The sequence below is a fragment of the Massilia sp. 01N410 genome (assembly GCF_056399665.1).
Genome location: NZ_JBFTRV010000014.1, coordinates 18,432 through 37,569, shown reverse-complemented (window position 1 = coordinate 37,569; position 19,138 = coordinate 18,432). Strand labels below are relative to the sequence as shown.

At 66.3% G+C, this 19,138-nt stretch carries 22 protein-coding genes; 18 read left to right on the top strand and 4 right to left on the bottom strand.

Annotated features, from left to right (window positions below; translation table 11 throughout):
- Window positions 1–20: 20 nt before the first annotated feature.
- The 5 genes from fliS to AC1DOP_RS18315 are packed head-to-tail and all read left to right on the top strand — an operon-like array spanning window position 21 to window position 3,004.
- On the top strand, window positions 21–455 hold the full coding sequence (gene fliS, locus AC1DOP_RS18335) for a flagellar export chaperone FliS (protein ID WP_442122371.1): 435 nt from the start codon (window positions 21–23) through the stop codon (window positions 453–455).
- The gene (locus tag AC1DOP_RS18330) at window positions 455–781 is read left to right on the top strand and encodes a flagellar protein FliT (RefSeq protein ID WP_477252629.1); all 327 of its coding nucleotides are present in this window, start codon (window positions 455–457) and stop codon (window positions 779–781) included. Before fliS ends, AC1DOP_RS18330 begins: the two co-directional genes overlap by 1 nt.
- A gap of 7 nt (window positions 782–788) precedes the next feature.
- Window positions 789–1,916, top strand: a complete 1,128-nt coding sequence (gene fliK / locus AC1DOP_RS18325; RefSeq protein ID WP_477252627.1) for a flagellar hook-length control protein FliK — start codon at window positions 789–791, stop codon at window positions 1,914–1,916.
- Complete coding sequence (locus AC1DOP_RS18320; protein WP_442122368.1) at window positions 1,900–2,262, top strand: EscU/YscU/HrcU family type III secretion system export apparatus switch protein; 363 nt, start codon at window positions 1,900–1,902, stop codon at window positions 2,260–2,262. Before fliK ends, AC1DOP_RS18320 begins: the two co-directional genes overlap by 17 nt.
- Window positions 2,246–3,004, top strand: coding sequence for a flagellar brake protein (locus AC1DOP_RS18315; protein ID WP_477252625.1), 759 nt, complete (start codon window positions 2,246–2,248; stop codon window positions 3,002–3,004). Before AC1DOP_RS18320 ends, AC1DOP_RS18315 begins: the two co-directional genes overlap by 17 nt.
- Before the next feature lie 211 nt (window positions 3,005–3,215).
- Here the strand turns inward: AC1DOP_RS18315 and fliE are convergent, their stop codons facing one another.
- Window positions 3,216–3,632 (bottom strand): flagellar hook-basal body complex protein FliE, encoded by a 417-nt coding sequence (gene fliE / locus AC1DOP_RS18310; RefSeq protein ID WP_442122366.1) that lies wholly within the window; start codon window positions 3,630–3,632, stop codon window positions 3,216–3,218.
- 163 nt (window positions 3,633–3,795) lie between these two features.
- On the opposite strand from fliE, the gene fliF reads away from it, so the two are divergent.
- From fliF to fliR, 13 genes are all read left to right on the top strand, one after another.
- On the top strand, window positions 3,796–5,496 hold the full coding sequence (gene fliF / locus AC1DOP_RS18305) for a flagellar basal-body MS-ring/collar protein FliF (protein ID WP_442122365.1): 1,701 nt from the start codon (window positions 3,796–3,798) through the stop codon (window positions 5,494–5,496).
- Window positions 5,497–5,499: 3 nt separating this feature from the next.
- Entirely contained in the window at window positions 5,500–6,510 is a 1,011-nt protein-coding gene (gene fliG, locus AC1DOP_RS18300; RefSeq protein ID WP_442122364.1) for a flagellar motor switch protein FliG, read from the top strand.
- Window positions 6,510–7,253 (top strand): flagellar assembly protein FliH, encoded by a 744-nt coding sequence (locus AC1DOP_RS18295; RefSeq protein WP_477252622.1) that lies wholly within the window; start codon window positions 6,510–6,512, stop codon window positions 7,251–7,253. Before fliG ends, AC1DOP_RS18295 begins: the two co-directional genes overlap by 1 nt.
- Window positions 7,216–8,637 (top strand): flagellar protein export ATPase FliI, encoded by a 1,422-nt coding sequence (gene fliI / locus AC1DOP_RS18290; RefSeq protein ID WP_477252620.1) that lies wholly within the window; start codon window positions 7,216–7,218, stop codon window positions 8,635–8,637. The genes AC1DOP_RS18295 and fliI overlap by 38 nt, the downstream gene beginning before the upstream one ends.
- A gap of 36 nt (window positions 8,638–8,673) precedes the next feature.
- Window positions 8,674–9,114 (top strand): flagellar export protein FliJ, encoded by a 441-nt coding sequence (gene fliJ, locus AC1DOP_RS18285; protein ID WP_442122361.1) that lies wholly within the window; start codon window positions 8,674–8,676, stop codon window positions 9,112–9,114.
- Window positions 9,115–9,125: 11 nt separating this feature from the next.
- Window positions 9,126–10,457, top strand: coding sequence for a flagellar hook-length control protein FliK (locus tag AC1DOP_RS18280; protein ID WP_442122360.1), 1,332 nt, complete (start codon window positions 9,126–9,128; stop codon window positions 10,455–10,457).
- 127 nt (window positions 10,458–10,584) lie between these two features.
- Window positions 10,585–11,106 (top strand): flagellar basal body-associated protein FliL, encoded by a 522-nt coding sequence (gene fliL / locus AC1DOP_RS18275; RefSeq protein ID WP_442122359.1) that lies wholly within the window; start codon window positions 10,585–10,587, stop codon window positions 11,104–11,106.
- Between the two features lie 24 nt (window positions 11,107–11,130).
- Window positions 11,131–12,114 carry a flagellar motor switch protein FliM gene (gene fliM / locus AC1DOP_RS18270; RefSeq protein ID WP_442122358.1) on the top strand — a complete coding sequence of 328 codons (984 nt, stop codon included), beginning with the start codon at window positions 11,131–11,133 and terminating at the stop codon, window positions 12,112–12,114.
- A 32-nt stretch (window positions 12,115–12,146) separates the two neighbouring features.
- Window positions 12,147–12,572, top strand: coding sequence for a flagellar motor switch protein FliN (gene fliN, locus AC1DOP_RS18265; RefSeq protein ID WP_442122357.1), 426 nt, complete (start codon window positions 12,147–12,149; stop codon window positions 12,570–12,572).
- Window positions 12,569–13,207, top strand: a complete 639-nt coding sequence (fliO, locus tag AC1DOP_RS18260) for a flagellar biosynthetic protein FliO (RefSeq protein ID WP_442122356.1) — start codon at window positions 12,569–12,571, stop codon at window positions 13,205–13,207. Before fliN ends, fliO begins: the two co-directional genes overlap by 4 nt.
- On the top strand, window positions 13,208–13,960 hold the full coding sequence (gene fliP / locus AC1DOP_RS18255) for a flagellar type III secretion system pore protein FliP (RefSeq protein WP_442122355.1): 753 nt from the start codon (window positions 13,208–13,210) through the stop codon (window positions 13,958–13,960).
- A 12-nt stretch (window positions 13,961–13,972) separates the two neighbouring features.
- Window positions 13,973–14,242, top strand: a complete 270-nt coding sequence (fliQ, locus tag AC1DOP_RS18250) for a flagellar biosynthesis protein FliQ (protein ID WP_442122354.1) — start codon at window positions 13,973–13,975, stop codon at window positions 14,240–14,242.
- The gene (gene fliR, locus AC1DOP_RS18245) at window positions 14,239–15,078 is read left to right on the top strand and encodes a flagellar biosynthetic protein FliR (protein WP_442122353.1); all 840 of its coding nucleotides are present in this window, start codon (window positions 14,239–14,241) and stop codon (window positions 15,076–15,078) included. Before fliQ ends, fliR begins: the two co-directional genes overlap by 4 nt.
- A 298-nt stretch (window positions 15,079–15,376) precedes the next feature.
- Here fliR and AC1DOP_RS18240 read toward each other — a convergent pair whose 3' ends face one another.
- From AC1DOP_RS18240 to flgK, 3 genes are read right to left on the bottom strand one after another with little or no spacing between them, the layout of a single operon-like run.
- Window positions 15,377–15,907: a PH domain-containing protein gene (locus AC1DOP_RS18240; protein ID WP_442122352.1), complete on the bottom strand. Its 531-nt coding sequence runs from the start codon at window positions 15,905–15,907 to the stop codon at window positions 15,377–15,379.
- Between the two features lie 28 nt (window positions 15,908–15,935).
- On the bottom strand, window positions 15,936–17,156 hold the full coding sequence (flgL, locus tag AC1DOP_RS18235) for a flagellar hook-associated protein FlgL (protein ID WP_477252614.1): 1,221 nt from the start codon (window positions 17,154–17,156) through the stop codon (window positions 15,936–15,938).
- A gap of 20 nt (window positions 17,157–17,176) precedes the next feature.
- Complete coding sequence (flgK, locus tag AC1DOP_RS18230; RefSeq protein ID WP_477252612.1) at window positions 17,177–19,108, bottom strand: flagellar hook-associated protein FlgK; 1,932 nt, start codon at window positions 19,106–19,108, stop codon at window positions 17,177–17,179.
- Window positions 19,109–19,138: the final 30 nt, after the last annotated feature.

Here is a 19,138-nt window from a genome sequence, read left to right as displayed (position 1 = left end):
GGAGGTTCAAGATGTTTGGAATGACGCCACGCGGCGTGCAAGCTTACGCCAAGGTAGGGTTGGAGACCTCGGTGGTCGCCGCGTCGCCCCATGAGCTGATCGTCCTGCTGTTCGACGGCGCACTCGCCGCGATCCACTCCGCACGCCTCCATATGAAGGCAGGCAAGATCCAGGAAAAAGGCGCATCGATTTCGCGCGCCATCGAGATCGTCAACGACGGCCTGCGCGCCAGCCTGGACAAGAAGGCCGGCGGCGACATCGCCAACAGCCTGGACGGTCTTTACGGCTACATGACCGACCGCCTGCTGCAGGCCAACCTGAAGAACTCGGTGGACATGCTGGATGAAGTGCAGGTCCTGCTGGTCGACCTGCGCGACGCCTGGGCCTCGATCGGCAAGACGCCGGCGGCGCCTGCGGCAGTCCCGAACGCGGCACCGATCCTGGCGAGCGCCTGATGATGACCGGCGACGAAATGCTGTCGACCTACGAGACGCTCGAGCGCATCACCGGCGAAATGCTGAGCGCCGCCCGCAGCGCCCAGTGGGACCGCCTGGTCGAACTCGAGCAGGCGTGCACCCTCCACGTGGCGCGCCTGCGCGACAGCGGCGAGGTGGCCCTCGCCCCTGAAGGACGCCAGCGCAAGGTGGAGCTGATCAAGAAGATCCTCGATGCCGACCGCCACATCCGCGACCTCACCATGCCGTGGATGGAAAAGCTGTCGGCGATGATCAACAGCACCACCACCCAGCGCAGGCTGGTCAACGCCTACGGAGGCGTCTGAGGCGGAAATGGCCACGCGCCTCACTTCCACCGGCGCGAATCCGGTCGGCCAGACCGTGCCGGTCGCCGGCATCGAGGCGACCGGCCAACCCCGCCAGCAGGCGGGCCAGCCCACGCTGGCCAGCCTGTTGGGCAAATCCTTGCAGGCCCAGGTGCTGGCGCGCCTGCCCGACGGCAGCTTCGTCGTGCGCATGAACGACCTGGCCGCACGCCTTTCCCTGCCGCCCGGCACCCAGCTCGGCACCCAGTTGCCGCTGACCCTGGTGGCGCTGACCCCGCGTCCCACCTTCCAGCTCCAGACCGGCCAGGGCAGCGCCTTTGCCGAAACCCGGCCCGCGCCTGCCGAGGGCGACTTCCGGCAGGCGCTGCCGCTGTCCTGGATCGGCGGCGGCGAAGCGGCGCCGGTCCGTGCCGCCGCCATGCTGGCCACCAGCCTGGCGGCGGCCAGGCTGCCCGAGGCGGGCGCCGATACCGAACATGCGTCGATCAGCGCCGCCGGCAAGCTGCTGGGCGAGGTGATCGCCGCGGCCCAGAAGGATGGCGCGGCGGCGGCAGTCGCCGGCCGCACGCCGCTGCTGGCGGCGCCGAGCGCGGACGCCGCCCGGGTCGCGGCTGCGCTGCAGGAGGGGCTCGCGAAGAGCGGCCTGTTCTACGAGGCGCACGTCGCCGAGTGGGCACAGGGCGCGCGTCCGCTGGCCGACCTGGCCGCCGAACCGCAGGCGCGCGGCATGCCGCCGCCCTCGGATCCGGCCACCGCCCAGCTCATCAACCAGCAACTGAACGCCCACGAGCAGGCGCGCGTGGCCTGGCAGGGCCAATTGTGGCCGGGCCAGGAGCTGCGCTGGGAGATCGAGCGCGACGCGCCCGAACGCGAGCCGGGCCGGCATGACGGCGATGGCGACGGCGATGGCGCCCGCGGCAGCTGGCAAAGCAGCCTGCGGCTGCGCTTCGGACAGCTGGGCGAGGTCAAGGCGCAGGTCGTGCTGACCGGCGACCAGCTGCACATCCGCCTCGACGCGCCGGAATCGGCACGCGTCCTGCTGGAAGCCGGCAGCGGCCGCCTGGCCGACGCCCTGGCCGCCGCCGGCACGCCCCTGAACACCCTGGCGATCCACGGCGATGACGAGCGCCGATAACAGCCGCCGCCAGCATGCGGTGGCGCTGGCCTATGGCACCGGCGATCCGGCGCCGAAAGTGGTGGCCAAGGGCCAGGGCCTGGTCGCCGAACAGATCATCGAACGCGCGCGCGGCGCCGGCGTGTTCGTGCACGAGTCGAAGGAACTGGTGGCGCTGCTCATGGAAGTCGACCTCGACCGGCAGATTCCACCCCTTCTCTATCGCGCCATTGCCGAACTGTTGGCATGGCTTTATTATATTGAGTCAGCGCAAGCTACCGGCCAGGCCTTATCCCCGCCCCCGGACACGAAGCGACTCCTGCAACCAGAAGAATCACCGGTTGGAACAGATGCAAGCAATCACTGATGCCGAACTTGAAGCCTGGCACGACTATGAAGTGGAGTCGCGCAGGGAAATCGTCGCACTGCTGCGCCAGATCGCCGAAAAGAACCAGCTCGTCCGCGTGCTGATCCGGGGCGAGGCCGACGTCTGCGTCACCTCGATCCTCGACGTCGATCCGGACACCAATACCATGGTGCTCGACCGCCCGGTCAGCCGCGAGCAGAGCGAACGCATCGTCGCCGCCGGCACGGTGCGCTGCGAAACCTCGCTCGACAAGATCCGCATCCTGTTCGGCGCGGACGGCTTGCGCGAGATCAGCTACGACGGCGGCACCGCGGTGCGCGCCAACATCCCCGCCAGCCTGATCCGCCTGCAGCGCCGCGAGTTCTACCGGATGGCGACCCCGGTCAGCAATCCGGTGCGCGTGACCATCCCCCTGGCCGCCGAACTGGGCGGCAAGCTCGAGACCTTCCCGCTGGCCGACATCAGCTGCGGCGGCATCGCCATCCTCGACAACAAACAGGTGCTCGGCACCACCATCGGCGAAACCTACGTCGGCTGCCGCCTGGAGCTGCCGGACATCGGCCCGGTCATGACCTCGCTGCAGATCCGCAACTCGCTGGACATGACTCTGCTGAACAACAAGACCAACCGCCGCCTCGGCTGCCAGTTCGTCGACATCTCCCGCGGCAACCTCGCCGCCGTGCAGCGCTACATCACCAAGCTCGAGCGCGAACGCAACGCCCGCCTGGCCGGCCTGGTCTGACCCGCTGAAATTCGGGGTCAGAGCACTTTTTGGCTGAAATTCGGGGTCAGAGCACTTTTTTGATCAATTTTGCTCCGTCAACAAAAAAGCCGCTGTTCCGGCGCCCCAGCGGGGGCGACGACAGCGGCCTGTTTTTTATTGCCGAAAGGGCATTGCGCAAAAAAGTGCTCTGACCCCGAATTTGTCCCAAAAAGTGCTCTGACCCCGAATTTTAGACTTGCATGTTCATGATGTCGTGATAGGCCGACACCAGCTTGTTGCGCACCTGCACGGTCGCCTGGAAGGTGATGCTGGCCTTCTGCATTGCGATCATCGTATCGGACAGGCTGACCGAATCGTCGCCGGCGGCGAACTTCTTGCCCATCTCGTCGGCCTGGTCCTGGGCCTTGCTGACGTTGTCCAGCTGGGCTTTCAGCGCATCCGAAAAGCTGACCTTCGACGACGACTCGACGCCTTCCGCGCCGCCCGTCTTGCCCAGGCCGCCGATCCCGCCGATCCCGCCCACGCCGCCGGAAGCCAGCGCCGATGCCGCGGAGCCCGCCGAGGGCATGGCCGGCCTGGTGGCTGCCGCCTTCAGTTGCGCCATCATCGCTTCGATACGGCTGCTGTCGATTCCGCCGATATTCATGTCCGCCTCTTGAAAACAGGTTCATTCAGGCTGTCAGAATATCAGCGCCCCAGCAAGGCCTGCCTTTGAGCAGCACCGTAAACACCCCCCTTTTCCCGGTATTGGATGTTGCCGTACGGCTTCATAATGGCGTTCAACTACCCTACATCCCCGACCACCAACCATGGCAACAGCAGCGGAACCCCTCCTCGACGACGATCTCGGCGCCCACGCCGAACCCAAGCCGAAGTATTGGGAAACCCCGATGGGCAAGAAAGTCGTCATCGGCGGCGCCATCGCGGCCGCCATGGCCGTCATCGCCGCGATCTGGCTGTGGAGCTCGGCGCCCGACTACAAGGTGCTGTTCTCGAACTTCAGCGACCGCGACGGCGGCGCGATCACCGCGTCGCTCGACCAGATGGGGGTCAAGTACAAGTTTTCCGAAGGCGGCACCGCGATCCTGATCCCGGCCGAGCAGGTGCATAACGTGCGCCTGAAGCTGGCCGCCCAGGGCCTGCCGCGTGCCGGCAACGTCGGCTTCGAGCTGCTCGAGAACCAGAAGCTGGGCACCTCGCAGTTCGTCGAGCAGGTCAATTACCAGCGCTCGCTGGAAGGCGAGCTGGCGAATTCGATCCAGTCGGTGTCGGCGGTGTCGTCGGCGCGCGTGCACCTGGCCCTGCCGAAGCCCTCCGTGTTCGTGCGCGACCAGCAGAAGCCCACCGCCTCGGTGCTGCTCAACCTGCAGCCGGGCCGCGCCCTCGACCAGGCCCAGGTCAGCGCCATCGTGCACCTGGTGGCATCGTCGGTGCCGGAACTGACCCCGTCCAACGTGACCGTGGTCGACCAGAACGGCACCCTGCTTTCCGACACCAGCGCCAAGAACGGCAAGCAGCTCGATCCGAACCAGCTGAAGTACGTCGAGGCGCTGCAGCAGAACATCGTCAAGCAGGTCGAGTCGATCATCGCCCCGATCGTCGGCCAGAACAATGTGCGCGCCGAGGCGACCGCCGAAGTGGACTTCGCCCAGGTCGACACCGCCGCCGAGCTGTACAAGCCGAATTCGCCGCCGGAACCGCAGGCGATCCGCAGCCAGCAGACCTCGGAGTCGACCGGTCCGGGCAGCCAGAACCCGTCCGGCATCCCGGGCGCGCTGTCGAACCAGCCGCCGGGCGTGGCCACCGCTCCGATCGACGGCGCCGCCCCAAGCGCCGGCCAGCAGACCGGCAATGCGGCAGCGGCCGCCGCCCCGACCAGCAAGAACGCCACCACCAATTACGAAGTCGACAAGACCCTGCGCTTCGAGCAGAAGCCGATGGGCGGCATCAAGCGCCTGACCGTGGGCGTGGTGGTCAACTACCGCCGCAGCGTCGATCCGAAGACCGGCAAGGTCGTGATCAAGCCGCTCAGCGCGGCCGAAGTCGCCCAGATCAACGAACTGGTCAAGCAGGCGATGGGCTACAACCAGGCGCGCGGCGACACCCTGAACGTGGCCAACGCCCCGTTCGACGGCGTCGACAAGCCGGCCGACGTCACCCCGGACTGGTGGAAGGACCCGAACAACCTGCCGATGGCGAAGGACGTCGCGAAGTGGGTGTTCATCGCGCTGGTGCTGCTGTTCCTCTGGTACCGCATCCTGCGTCCGATCATGAAGCCGGTGATGAAGAAATTCGACCAGGCGGTCGAGATGCCGCCGGAGCCGGAACCGGAAGAACCGGAGCCGGAACCGGAGCCGGACCACGATGAAATCGCACGCATTACGCGCGAAGCGGAAGCACAGAAGCAGGTCATCGTCTACAAGAGCAACCTGGAGATGGCCAAGACCCTTGCGCAGAACGACCCGCGCATCGTGGCAAACGTGATCAAGGAATGGCTGGGCGCCGAATAAGACATGAGCGACAAAGACAAAGACAAAGACAACGTCAACAAGGCGGCCATCCTGATGCTGGCCCTGGGCGAATCCGAAGCGGCCGAGGTCATGAAGTTCCTCGGCCCGCGCGAAGTGCTCAAGCTGGGCGCGGCAATGGCGCAGATGAAGGCGGTCCAGCACGAGGAAGTGACCACCGTGCTGGGCGAATTCCGCGAACGCGTCGACCTGCAGTCGACCGTCGGCCTGGACTCGGACGAGTACATCCGCCAGGTGCTGACCAAGGCGCTCGGCGACGACAAGGCCGCCGTGCTGCTGAACCGCATCCTGGGCGGCAAGGACGCCTCCGGCATCGAAAGCCTGAAGTGGATGGACTCGCCCTCGGTGGCGGAACTGATCCGCAACGAGCACCCGCAGATCATCGCCACCATCCTGGTCCACCTCGAGCGCGACCAGGCCTGCGAGATCCTGGCATACTTCACCGACCGCCTGCGCAACGACGTGGTGCTGCGTATCGCGACCCTGGACGGCGTCCAGCCGGCCGCCCTGCGCGAGCTGAACGACGTGCTGACCAAGCTCCTGTCGGGCAACGAGAACATCAAGAAGTCCTCGCTGGGCGGCGTGCGCACCGCGGCCGAGATCCTGAACTTCATGAGCGGCGAGCAGGAAAGCTCGGTCATGGAAAACATCAAGAACTACGACAACGACATGGCCCAGAAGATCATGGACGAGATGTTCGTGTTCGATAACATCATCGACATCGACGACCGCGGCATCCAGCTGCTGCTGCGCGAAGTGCAGTCCGAGATGCTGATCATCGCACTGAAGGGCGCCTCGCAGGATCTGCGCGAGAAGGTCTTCAGGAACATGTCGCAGCGTGCGGCCGAGATGATGCGCGAAGACCTCGATTCGAAGGGACCGGTGCGCCTGTCCGAAGTGGAATCCCAGCAGAAGCAGATCCTGCAGATCGTCCGCCGCCTGGCCGACGAAGGCCAGATCGTCCTGGGCGGCAAGGGTGAGGACTCGTTCGTCTGATGGTGAACTCGAAAGACGTCCAGCCCATGTTCAAGCGCTGGGAAATGACCTCCTTCGGCGACGACCGCGCAAGCAGGGTCGCCGAACGCCAGGCGGCCGAAGCCGCCGCCGCGCAAGCCCAGGCCCAGGCACTGGCCGCCCAGCGCGCGCTGGAAGCCGTGCCGTCCCCCATGGTGCCGGCAATCGGCGAAGAGGAACTCGAGGCGATCCGCGAAGCGGCGCGCCAGCAGGGTTATGCCGAAGGCCATGAAGCCGGCCTCGCCACCGGCCACGCCAGCGGCTACGAAGACGGCCTGGCCCAGGGCCGCGCCGAAGCCGCCGCCGAACTGAGCCACCTGCAGGGCATCGCCGCCGACTTCGGCAACGCTGTCACCCAGGCCGACGAAGCCATCGCCGCCGACGTGCTGGAACTGGCCCTGCACCTGGCGAAGAACATGGTGCGCACCGCCTTCGAAGTGCGCCCCGAACTGATCCTGCCGGTGGTGCGCGAAGCGGTCGACTACCTGCCGACCCTGCAGCAGCCTGCCCTGCTGGTCCTGCATCCGGAAGACGCCCTGATCGTCCGCGGCAGCATCGGCCACGAACTCGAAAAGACCGGCTGGCGCATCGTCGAAGACGCGCAGGTCGCACGCGGCGGCTGCCGCATCGACACCGCCAGCAACCAGATCGACGCCCAGATCGGATCGCGCTGGCAGCGCCTGGCGCATGCGCTGGGCCGCAACGTGGAGTGGTTGGGTGAGTGACCGCCACACCACGCGCTGGAAGTCCTACCTGAAGGACTGCGGCAACGTGCTCGATTTCGTCGAGCCGATGCAGGTCTCGGGCCGCGTCACCCGCGTGGCCGGCCTGGTGATGGAGTGCGTCGGCCTCAAGCTGGCGGTGGGCAGCGCCTGCACCATTCCGGTGGCATCGGGTGCGCGCATCGAGGCCGAAGTGGTCGGCTTCGAGGGCGAGCGCCTGTTCCTGATGCCGCAATCCGACGTCGAAGGCGTGGTGCCCGGCTCGCGCGTGTTCCCGGTCGAGCCGAGCGTGCCGAAGCCCGGCAGCGTCGATCACCCGCGCCGCCGCCCGATGGACCGCGCGCGCCACCTGCCGGTAGGCTGGGGCCTGCTGGGCCGCGTGGTCGACGGCGCCGGCCGCCCGCTGGACGGCAAGGGTCCGCTCGACAGCACCGAGATGGGCCCGCTGAACGCGCGCCCGATCAACCCGCTGGAGCGTGCACCGATCTCGGACACCCTGGACGTCGGCATCCGCGCCATCAATTCGATGCTCACCGTCGGCCGCGGCCAGCGTCTCGGCCTGTTCGCCGGTACCGGCGTCGGTAAGTCGGTGCTGCTGGGGATGATCGCGCGCTACGCCACGGCGGACGTGATCGTGGTCGGCCTGATCGGCGAACGGGGACGCGAGGTGAAGGAATTCATCGAGCAGATCCTGGGCGAGGAAGGCCTGGCCCGCTCCGTCGTGGTGGCGGCGCCGGCCGACTCGCCGCCGCTGCTGCGCATGCAGGGCGCGTCCTACGCCACCGCCATCGCCGAGCACTTCCGCGACGAGGGCAAGAATGTCATGCTGATCATGGATTCGCTGACCCGCTACGCGCAGGCGCAGCGCGAGATCGCGCTGGCGATCGGCGAGCCGCCGGCCACCAAGGGTTATCCGCCTTCGGTGTTCGCCAAGCTGCCGGTACTGGTGGAACGCGCCGGCAACGGCCAGGAAGGCGGCGGCTCGATCACCGCCTTCTACACCGTGCTGTCCGAGGGCGACGACCAGCAGGACCCGATCGCCGACGCCGCGCGCGGTATCCTGGACGGCCACATCGTCCTGAACCGTAGCCTGGCCGAAGCCGGCCACTATCCGGCGATCGACATCGAACAATCGATCTCGCGCGCGATGCACAACATCACCTCGCGCGAGCACCAGCAGGCGGCGCGCACGCTCAAGCAGCTGTACTCGCGCTACGAACGCTCGCGCGACCTGATCAGCGTGGGCGCCTACGTGGCCGGCACCGATCCGGTGCTGGACAAGGCGATCGTCCTGCACGAGCGCATCGAGGCCTTCCTGTGCCAGGAAATCCACGACAACGCCAATATGCTGCAGAGCTTGGGGGAATTGACCTCTCTGTTCGGCTGATTGAGCGAAGCCCGCGGCCGATATACTTGACGTACCATGGCCAACCCCTCCGCACTCCAGACCCTCGTCGACCTCGCACAGCGCGAGTCGGACAACCGTGCCAAGCGCCTGGGGGTGGCACTGAAGGCGGTCGAGGAAGCCGAACAGAAGCTGCAGATGCTGCTGGGTTACCGCCAGGATTACGCGGACCGCCTGGACCAGGCCCAGATGAACGGGATCACGCCTTTCGCCTACGCGAATTTCGTGGCCTTCCTGGGCAAGCTGGACAACGCGATCAACGGCCAGCACGAAGTGATCAAGCATGCCGAATACAAGGCCGACACCGAACGCAAGGCCTTGCAGGAGAGCGAGCGCAAACGCCTCTCCTACCGCACCCTGAACGAACGCGCGGCGGCCCAGGCGCTGGCGATCGAGACCAGGCGCGACCAGAAGACGATGGACGACTTCGCGGCCCGCACCGCACGCATGAAACGCTGAACGAGACAACGATGCAGACCAATTCCCTTCCGATCCAGCTGAACACCAACGCCCAGGCGCCGGCCCAGCGCAACGGCGCTTCCGCCGGCAGCGACGGCGCCCAGTTCAGCTCCATGCTGTCGAACGAGATGGAGCTGCGCCAGCCAGCGCCAAGCCCCGCGCCCGCGCCCGCCCCGAAGACGGAGGCGCCGAAGCCCAATGCCGCCGACAAGCCGGCCCAGCCCGACGCGGGCGCCGGCGCGCAGGAAGCCTCGAAACCGGAGCAAGCCGCGCAGCCGGCCGATGCCGACAAGACCGCCGAAGCCAGGGACAGCGACGATGCGGACAGCCAGGATGGCAAGGACAATGCGCAATCGGGCCAGGCCGGCGATCCGGCCAGCGCCATGCTGGCCCTGATGGCAAGCCTGCAGCAGCCAAAGGATGCGAAAGCCCTGCCCGCCACGGACGCCGCGGCCCAGGCCTACGACGCCCTGGGCGGCGCCGCCGGCAAGGGCAAGCGCGGCGACGCCGCCCAGCTGGCCGCCTTGCAGGCGGCGATGAAGTCAGTGTCGAAGGACGGCGCCGGCATTGCCACCACCGCCGGTAAAGCCTTCTCCGACACCGCGGCCCTGCGCAACCCGGCCCTGGCCGCCGCCGGCGCCGCCCTCGGCGCGGACGACAAGAGCGCGGCTGTGGATGCGGGGGGCAAGCTGGGCGCCGACCTGCGCGCGGCCCTGGCGGCCACCGCCGGCAAAGGCCAGGCCGAGCCGCAAATCGATACCGCGGAACTCAGCCTGCTGCAGGCGCGCGAGACCGCCGCGGCCCGCGAACCGGCGGCCGCCGTCGCCGCGCTGGCCCAGGCCCAGCCGGCCGTGATGGAAGCCGTGCAGGCCGCCGCCGGCGCCGCCGAAGGACTGAGCGCACGGGTCGGCACCGATGCCTGGGAAAACCAGGTCGGCCAGAAGGTCGTCTACATGGTCGGCAGCGAAGAGCAGACCGCTTCGCTGACCTTGAACCCGCCGGACCTCGGTCCGCTGCAGGTGGTGCTGTCGGTAACCAACGACCAGGCCAGCGTGGCCTTCTCCGCGAACCAGGAAGAAGTGCGCCAGGCCCTCGAGAACGCCCTTCCCCGCCTGCGCGAAATGATGAGCGAGAGCGGTATCGCGCTGGGCAGCGCCACCGTCAACGCCGGCATGCCGGACAGCGGCCAGGCCCAGCAGCAGGCGGCGCGCAATAGCGGCGGCTTCGCCGGCAATGGCCGCGGCCGTGGCGAAAGCAGCAGCGGAACCGAGGATGCGAGCGCCCGTCCAGTCACCCGCACCGCAACGCTCGGCAATCGCGGCATGGTCGACACGTTCGCCTAAGAAACAACAAGATAGCCCCCGATCTCCCCTCTTTTCAATCATTGCTCCTGCTCACTTTTTCCCGATAATGACATAATGACGGGACGAACCACAGCGGGACCGAGGTATCTTGAAAGCGAATCCAAAAATGAAAGCTGATCCGAAAGCGGATGCAGCGGCGGCGCCGGCAGCGGGCGGCAAGAGCAAGCTGTTCATCATGATCGGCGCGGCCGTGCTCGTGTTGGGCCTGGGCGGCGGCGGCGGCTGGTACTTCCTGCACGGCAGCGGCGGCGCCGAAGCGGCCGAGCCGGCCAAGAAGGACCACGGCAGCAAGAAGAAGGGCAAGAAGGAAGCGCCGCCGGAATACCTGGCGATCGAGCCCTTCACCGTCAACCTGCAGCCGGAAAACGGCGACCAGTACCTGCGCGTCGCGTTCACGCTGCAGGTCGTCGGCGCCGAGCAGGCCGAGCTCATCAAGGCGAACATGGCCAAGGTGCGCAGCCGCGTTCTGCTGCTCCTGTCCGGCAAGAAGGCGTCCGAGATCAACACGGTCGAAGGCAAGCAGCAGCTGGCCGGCGAAATCCTGGCCGCGGTCAAGACACCCTTCGAGTCGCACGGCGACGACCAGGATGTCTCGGACGTCCTGTTCACCGAGTTCATTATCCAATGAGCATTCAGTAAGACTTGATAGAGCATGGCCGATAATTTTCTCTCACAGGAAGAAGTCGATGCCCTCCTAAAGGGGGTCAACGGCGATCAGGACGATGTCGCGGCGCCTGAAGACACCTCGGGAGTCCGCACCTATAACCTGGCAACGCAGGAGCGGATCGTCCGCGGCCGCATGCCGACGCTCGAGATCATCAACGAGCGCTTCGCCAGGTATCTGCGGGTCGGCCTGTTCAACTTTTTGCGCCGCAGCGCCGAAGTGTCCGTCGGCTCGGTGCGGGTCTCGAAGTACAGCGAATTCATCCGCAACCTGGTGGTGCCGACCAACCTGAACCTGATCCACATGAAGCCACTGCGCGGCACCGCGCTGATGGTCTTCGATCCGGGCCTGGTGTTCCTGCTGGTCGACAACCTGTTCGGCGGCGACGGCCGTTTCCACACCCGTGTGGAAGGCCGCGACTTTACCCAGACCGAGCAGCGCATCATCATGCGCATCCTCGACATCGTGTTCGAGGCCTATGCGAAGTCCTGGGAACCGGTCTACCCGATCGAATTCGAGTACATCCGTTCGGAGATGAACACGCAGTTCGCGAACATCGCCACCCCGAACGAAGTCGTGGTATCGTGCACCTTCACCATCGAGCTCGGTTCGGTGTCGGGCCAGATCCACTTCTGCATGCCGTATTCGATGGTCGAACCGATCCGCGATGCGCTGACGTCCAGCATCCAGGGCGAGGCCCTCGAAGTGGACAAGCGCTGGATCCGCCTGCTGACGCAGCAGATCCAGGTGGCGGAAGTGGACCTGGTGGCCGTGCTCGGCCACGGCAAGGCGAACTTCGACGAAATCCTGAACATGAAGGTCGGCGACGTGATCCCGATCTCGGTGCCCGAAACCATCCAGGCGACCGTCGACGGCGTGCCGGTGATGGACTGCACCTATGGCGTATCGAACGGGCAGTACGCCCTGAAAGTCGAAAGACTGATCGCCAACAGCGAAACCTTCAACAAATAACACGTAGTACGTAATAGACCCGGAGAATGTCCATGTCCGACACCCAAGACGACCAAAGCAGCCTCGACGACGATTGGGGCGCCGCGATCGCCGAACAGGCGGCCGCGGAAGCCGCTGCGATCGCCAGCCAGCAGCAGGCGGCGAGCGCCGCCGTGTTCCAGGATTTTTCGAACAAGGGCCTGCGCCCGGATACGCCGAACGATATCGACTTCATTCTCGATATCCCGGTACAGTTGACGGTGGAGCTGGGACGCACCAAGATCGCCATCAAGAACCTGCTGCAGCTCGCGCAGGGTTCGGTGGTGGAACTGGACGGCCTGGCCGGCGAGCCGATGGACGTGCTCGTAAACGGCTGCCTGATCGCCCAGGGCGAGGTGGTGGTCGTGAACGACAAGTTCGGTATCCGACTCACCGACATCATCACGCCATCGGAACGTATCCGCAAACTGAATAAATGACGACAAGCGCGCGCCTGCCGACCCTCCTCGCCTTACTGCTGCCGCTGGTCGCCTGCGCGGCCCAGCCGGCGCCGTCCGCCCAGGCACCGCTCGTTCAGACAGCCAGTCCCGGCCAGGATGCGCAGGCGGCCAGCACGGTCGTGCCGCCGGCCGTCCCGGCACCGGCAGCCAACGCGCCGGTCCTGAACCCGTCCAGCCCCAACGCACCCGAGACCACCGTCGGCGGCGGCGCCGCCAACCGCAGCGCGCCCGCGGTCGCCCCGGTCCAGATCCCTTCCGGCTCGGCCACCGGCAGCCTGCTGCAGACCCTGTTCGCCCTGATCGCGGTGCTGGCCGTGCTCGGCGCCCTCGCCTGGTTCCTGAAGCGCTACGGCCCGAAAGCGGGCGCCGGCAGCGCCAACCTGCGCGTGGTCGGCGCCCTCAACCTCGGCGGGCGCGAGCGCGTGCTGGTGGTCGAAGTCGGCAGCCAGTGGATCGTGGTGGGCGCCTCGCCCGGCCGCATCAACGCCCTGGCGACGATGCCGAAACAGGAGGGCGCCGAGATGAGTGGAAGCGGTGCTACGCTGGCCCCACATTCGCAGCCAGCGAACAACTTCGCCGACTGGCTGAAGCAGACCATCGACAAACGTAAGTAAATGCGCAAACAGACTTTCCTGCTGGCGGCCGGCCTGATGGCCCTGTCGCTCGCCGCAGCCACGGCCGCCATCGCGGCGCCCGCCATCCCCGCCTTCACCACCAGCCCCGCGCCGGGCGGCGGCACCGCCTACTCGCTGCCGGTCCAGACCCTGCTCCTGATGACGGCGCTGACCTTCATCCCGGCGGCGCTGCTGATGATGACGAGTTTTACCCGCATCATCATCGTGCTGTCGCTGCTGCGCCAGGCACTCGGCACCCAGACCGCGCCGCCCAACCAGGTGATGGTCGGCCTGGCCCTGTTCCTGACCCTGTTCGTGATGGGTCCCACTTTCGATCGCATCTACACCGAGGCTTATGTGCCGCTGCAGGAGAACCGGATCCAGATGGGCGAGGCGATGGACAAAGGCGCTGCGCCGCTGAAGGGCTTCATGCTGAAGCAGACCCGCCAGTCGGACCTGGCGCTGTTCGTGAAGATCTCGCGCACGCCGGCGCTGCAGGGCCCGGAAGACGTGCCGCTGCGGGTCCTGATCCCGGCCTTCATCACGAGCGAGCTGAAGACGGCTTTCCAGATCGGCTTCGCGATCTTCATCCCCTTCCTCATCATCGACATGGTGGTCGCCTCGGTGCTGATGTCGATGGGTATGATGATGATGTCGCCGGCGGTGATCTCGCTGCCGTTCAAGCTGATGCTGTTCGTGCTGGTCGACGGCTGGCAGCTGCTGCTGGGTTCCCTGTCCCAGAGCTTCAATTAAGGATTGCAGAGAATGACTCCGGAAAGCGTCATCGCGATGGGCCGCACGGCCATGGAAGTCACCCTGATGGTGTCGGCGCCGCTGCTGCTGGTGTCCCTGATCATCGGCCTGGTGGTCAGCATCTTCCAGGCCGCGACCCAGATCAACGAACAGACCCTGTCCTTCATCCCCAAGCTGGTCGGCGTGTTCGTCGCCCTGGTGCTGGCCGGCCCGTGGATGCTGACCGTGATGACGGACTATATGCGCACCGTGTTCACGGGCATTCCGGGCATGATCGGTTGATCTCGTTTACGACCACCGAGCTGTACGCGTGGATCGGGGGCCTGCTGTGGCCCCTGACGCGCATTCTCGGCCTGGTGGCGGCCGCGCCGGTCTTCGGCAATACCGGCGTGCCCTCCCTGGTCAAGCTGACCCTGGGCGTGCTGCTGGCGGCGATCGTGGCGCCGACCATTCCCGCCATCCCCGCCGTCGACCCGACCTCCTGGGCCGGCATCCTGATCGCCGGCCAGGAAATGCTGATCGGCATGGCGATGGGCTTTTCGATGCGGCTCGTGTTCGCCGCCATCGAATTCGGCGGCGAACTCGCCAGCTCCACGATGGGATTTTCCTTCGCCAGCTTCTTCGACCCCAACTCGGCCGGACGCTCCTCGGCGGTCAGCCAGTTCATGGCGCTGGTCGCGACCATGGCCTTCCTGGCCATGAACGCCCATCTGGTGCTGGTGGAGGTGCTGGTCGAAAGCTTCTTCACGCTGCCGATTTCGGGCACCCCGATGTCGCTCGCCGCGCCGCTCGAGATGGCGCGCTGGGGCGGCCGCATCTTTTCGGCGGGCCTGCAGCTCACGCTGCCGATCGTGGCGGCCCTCCTGATCACCAACGTCGCGCTGGCGATCCTGACCCGCGCCGCGCCGCAGCTGAACCTGTTCGGCATCGGCTTCCCGGTCACGCTGGGCACCGGCCTGCTGGTGCTGAGCCTGACCCTTCCCTACCTGAACACGCCGCTGCAGAACCTGTTCAACCAGGGCATCGAGGCGAGCCGCCGGATCCCGCGCATCGGCGCGGAAAGGCCGGGGCAGCCGCGGCCGGCCGCGCCGCCGCCGGCGATCGTGCCGGCGTCCTGAAACAGGACGCCGGCCGGACAGCGCTATGCCGCGGCCTTTCATGATTCGGTCAGGCGACCTTATTCGCAGCCAGATCCCAACCACCGATGGTCGAGCCGCCACCATTGGAAGCCACCCCCGCCCTGGCTGCCTTACCGGCTCAGGCCGCTTCAGGAAAGCGCTACGAGCAGGCAGTCAGCGGCCAATGGCGCCTCACGGCAGCGCTGGATGGCGCCGACGTCGCGTCTCTGGACGAGAAGGAAGCACATCGGCTGGTCGGTCGGGTAGTAAGCATCCGGAGAGAGTCGGTGAAAGCGCGTTACTGCCTGGCGCGCAGCAGCTCTGCAATCTCGCCCAGCTTAGCCTCGATCGAGCGCAGCACGACCAGCTGTTCGTCGCCCTCGCTTTTCTGCTGCGGCGCATGGCGCAAGGCTTCGCGCGCCTGCAGGATCCTGGCGCGGAAGGCCTGGGCGTCGATGATGCCGGTCAGGCGCATGTCCGAGGCCTGGCCGGCGCTGTGTCCGGCGGTTTCGAATTTCAGGGTGCTGAGGTTGAAGTGGCGCAGGATCGGTCCTTCGATGAAGGTCACGTCCTGGATGTTCTCCAGCGGGATGGTCTTTTCGGTGGTGACCAGGATGCCCTTCCGGTAGCGCAGGCTGCGCTCGCCCAGCTGGCATTCGAGCTTGTCGAAATAATGCTGGGCCCACCAACGGCCGACGCCCAGGAACCAGGCGATCGCCAGCGGAATGCCGACGATGGTCAGCATCATCGTGACGCCGATCTGCATCACCAGGAAGGGCTTGATGAGCGGGTTGAATCTTGCGCGGATGGTGATCGGTTCGATGGTCATCGCTCAAGTATATGCCAGCCGGCTCCGCTCAGCTGATGTAGTTGAACAGCGACAGGCCCGACATCGTCTTGAAGGACATCTGCGCCGCCTGCAGCGTCTGCTGCTGCTGGGTGAACAGCGAGATCGCCTTGGCCATGTCGAGGTCCTGCAGGCCGCTCAGCGTGGTCTGGTACTGGATGTCCAGGTCCTGGCCGCTGCTGTCGAGATAGTCGAGTTCCTTCAGGCGCGAACCGACCGAGGCGCGGACCGAGAGGATGTTGTCCAGCGCCTGTCCCAGGTTGGCGCCCGCCATCGTCACGCCATTGCTCATCAGCGCCTTGCCGGCCGGGGTGTCGGTCGGCGTGCGCAGCGCCCCGATCAGGTTGGTCAGGGTGGTGAACAGGGACTGCCTGGAACTCGGCTGCACGTTCATCGAATCGCCGTCGGCCGGCGCACCGTCGATCTTCATCGACATGCCGCCGAAGGTGATCGGCTGGCCGGCCGTATAGGTGCCGCTCGACACGGCGGCGTTGGAGCTTGCGTCGGTCACGGTGTAGGTCGTCACCGCCGGCGAGCCCGTCACCTGGAATTTCAGGCTGTAGTTATGCCCGGTCAGCTGCGAGCTGTCCGTCACGGAGTATGTGCTGGCCACGGCGCTGCCCTGGTTGGCGCTGCCCGGGCTCACCTGGAAGGTGCCGTTCCCGGTCGGGATGTTCTCGAACACGTTGCTGCCGGTCTCGCTGATGGCCATGTTGCGGATCGCCCCCACCTTCAGCACGCGCTGGCCCTGGTCGCCCTGGTAGGTGGCGCCGGTCGAGGTCTGCACGAAAGGCATGGTGGTGGTCTGGTAGCCCGAGAACAGGTAGGCGCCGGTGCCGTCGGCCTTGTTGGCCACGCCCAGCAGGTCGGTCATGCGCGCTTCCAGCTCGGTCGCCAGCATGCCGCGTTCGGTATCGCTCAGCGTGCCGTTGCCGGCCTGGACCGTCAGCGTCTGCACGTCTTCCAGCAGGTTGGTGGCGTCGTCGAGCGCGTTCTCGACCAGCGACAGTGAGGTCTTGGCATTGGTGCGGTTGGTGCCGTACTGGCTGTTCATCGACTGCGACTGCGTCACCTCGAGCGCGCGCGCCGAGGCGATCGGGTCGTCCGCCGCGGTCAGGACGCGGCGGTTGCTGGACAGCTGCTGCTGCGTCTTGGCCATCTGGGCCTGCAGCGTATTGAGCTTGGTCGTTCCCGCCGCGAAGATGGCGCTCGTACTGATCCGTAAAGCCATGGTTTGCTCCGCTTATTTATTTAATGACCGATCTGCAACAGCGCGTTGAAGATGGTATCGGCCACCTGCATCACCTTGCCGCAAGCCTGGTAGGCCTGCTGGTACTTCAGCAGGTTCGCCGCTTCTTCGTCGAGGTTCACGCCCGAGACGTTGTTGGCCGCGCCCTGCGCCTGTTCGAGCTGGGTCGCGGCGGCTTCGGCGTTGACTTGGACCTCGCGGGTCTTGTTGCCGATCGCGCTGACGATGTGGGCATAGGACGACTGGTAGGTCGCGGTGCCGCCGTCGAGGATGGTCTTCGACTGCAGGTCGCCCAGCAGGCTGGCGTTGCGGGTGTCGCCCGGACCGGTATTGCGCTGGATGGTGAAGGTGTCGCCGTCCTTCGGCAGCCCCGTCAACGTAAAGCTGATGCCGGCCACGGTATAGGTGGCGCCGTCCTTGAACGGGACCGGGTCGCCGGCGGCGATCTCGGTCTGGGTGCCGCCGACCATCATCGTCACCTTCTGGCCCGCGGGCAGGCCGCTCAGGTTACCGCCCGAGTAAGTGAGGTTCATCGGACCGGTGAGCGGCGATGCGAGGTAATCCTTGGTGACGGTGCCGGCGCTGATCTTGGCGGTGCCGTTGTTCGTCAGCGGAATGCTGGTCGAGATCGGGGAGCCGGCCGCGACCTGGGACTGGTCGGTCAGCGCCAGCTTGAAGTTGGCGGCGCCGTTGATGGTCGGGCGCACCAGGAAGTTGTCGCCGGCGGCGGCGCTGCCGCTGATCGAGAACGACAGGCCGTCGATGACCTGCGGGTCGCCCTTGATCTCGGTGGCCGTGTTGTCCGACAGGCGGTAGACCATGTACTTGCTGCCGTCGTACTGGACCTTGTAGTCGCTGGTGGTGAGCTGGGTGGCGTCGACGACCGTGGCGCTGACCTTGGTAGTGCTGGTCTGGTTGTTGTTGACGTTCTTGGTGACTTCGGCCGGCGACACCGTGAAGAAGTCGCCGCCCGGATTGCCGTTGGCGTCCACGCCCAGGTGGTGCTGGTCGTTGAAGGTCTGGGCCAGGCTCAGGGCGATGCGGCCCAGCGAATTCTGCGCCAGGTCCAGCGACTGGCTGCGGAACTCCAGCACGCCGCCCAGTTCGCCACCGGCCAGGGCGCTCTCCGGAATCGGCGACACCTTGGAATTGGTGACGTAGGCGACCGTCATCCGGGTCTGGTCGGTGGCGGAGCCGACCGCCGCCAGCTGGAAGGCGCTCGAGCCGACCACCAGCGGCTGGCCGTTACCGATCGATACCGTCAGGCTGTTGTTATCGCCCGGAATGACGGTCGCCTTGACCTGCTTGTTCAGCTCCATGACCAGCTGGTCGCGCTGGTCCAGCAGGTCGTTCGGCAGGTTCAGGTTGTCGCCCGCCGCGAGCTTGCCGATCTGGTCGTTCAGCTTGGCGATCTGGCTGGCATAGCTGTTGATGAGGTTGACGCTCGAGGTGACCTGGGTATTGACGCCCTTGCGGATCTCTTCCAGGCGCTGGTTCATGCTCTGGAAGCGGGCCGCCAGCGTGTCGGCGGAACTCAGCAGCGCGCCGCGCGAGGGCACGCCGGCATGGTCGCCGGTCAGGTTCTGGACCGACGAAAAGAAATCCTGCAGCGCCGGCGACAGGCCGGCCGTGGAATCGGACAGCAGGTTGTCGATCTGGGTCACCTGCGCCTGGTAGGCTTCGAGTCCGCTGTTGGCCGCCTGCGCGGTACGCACCTGGGCGTTCAGGAACTCGTCCGAATAGCGCTTGACCTGGGCGATCTGGGTGCCGGTGCCGTAAAAGCCATTGCTGCCCCCCATCGAAATCGACGTTTCCTGCACCACCACCTGGCGGCTGTAGCCTGCCACGTTGGCGTTGGTGATGTTGTGGCCGGTCGTCGTCAACGCCGCCTGGGCGGCGTACAGACCGGACTTGCCGATGCTGAGGAGGGACATGTGCTCTTCTTCCTGTGTACTCTGTTGTTT